Raw genomic sequence first — 1,121 nt, 5'->3', positions numbered from 1 at the left:
CGCTTGCACTTTGCCAACGTGTCGGCGTTCACCAGCTCGCGGTTGTCATCGGTCAACGGGCAATGCAGTGAGATTGCATCTGAATCGCGCCAGATCGTTTCCAGGTCCACGGTGGAAACGTAAGAAGGCAGGTTCTTCGCGTAGGGGTCGAAGCCGATGACGCGCATGTCCAGCGCGTCGGCCATCCGGGCGAAGCGCAGGCCGATGGCGCCGAGACCGATCAACCCCACCGTCCGGCCGGCAAGCTCGACGCTCTTGTGCGTCGCTTTGTCCCAATGACCGTCATGCATGCGTGCATCGAGCGAAACCACGGATTTGGCGCAGGCCAGGAGGAGCGCCAGGGCCTGCTCGGCAACGGCCGCGGCGTTGGCGCCCACCGCCGCGACGACGTCGATCCCCCGCTCCTTGGCCGCGACCTTGTCGATCGTGTCGGTGCCGCTGCCGTGCTTGGAGATGACCCGCAGCGCAGGCGCCGCGTCCATCGCGGCGCCGCCTACCTTGCTGTAGCGCACGATGATGGCGACCGGGTTGTGCTTGCCGCTCAGGTCGACGATGTCGTCTTCGGTCGGCGTCTTGCCGGCAAAGATCACTTCGTGATCCTTCAGCAATGCCAGCGCTTGCGGTGCGAGGTCGGCACCGGTGACGAGGATGGTGCTCACAGCGTCTCCCCTTCTTTCAGTACGCCGGCAGTGTGCAGGGCGGCATTGAGCCACTTGGCGGCGGTGTCGCCGGTCTTGATGGCCGCGATACGCGCAGCCTCGTCCTTGACCTTCTTGGCCGCCAGCGGCAGCAGCGCTTCGATCTTCTCGCGCTCCACCACCACGACGCCGTCACCGTCGCCGATCACGAAGTCGCCTGGGCGCACCGTGACGCCGCCGACCGACACCGGGTGGCCGATGCGCCCACCGATGTTCTTGGTGGGGCCGTTCGGGTTGGTGCCGACCGAGAAAACCGGATAGTCCATCTCGTCGATCTCGAGGCTGTCGCGGCAGGCCCCATCCATGACCACGCCGGCAATGCCCAGCTGCTTGCAAGCCGTCATCATGATCGTGCCCATCAGTGCGGAGGTCAGGTCTCCCTTCCCGTCGATCACCAGCACATCACCCGGCTTCGCCATCGCG

At 65.6% G+C, this 1,121-nt stretch carries 2 protein-coding genes; both read right to left on the bottom strand.

The features are described 5' to 3' along the window. Positions 1 to 659 (bottom strand): NAD(P)-dependent oxidoreductase (locus AC1DY5_RS56615; RefSeq protein WP_478122867.1); only part of this gene is annotated, 659 nt, incomplete at its 3' end. After that, the coding region (locus AC1DY5_RS56610) for an RraA family protein (RefSeq protein ID WP_478122866.1) at positions 656 to 1,121 on the bottom strand (466 nt) is incomplete at its 5' end. The genes AC1DY5_RS56615 and AC1DY5_RS56610, both read right to left, overlap by 4 nt.

It is taken from the genome of Variovorax sp. P4_D9 (assembly GCF_056401695.1).
This window is presented reverse-complemented; position numbering and strand designations above follow the sequence as displayed.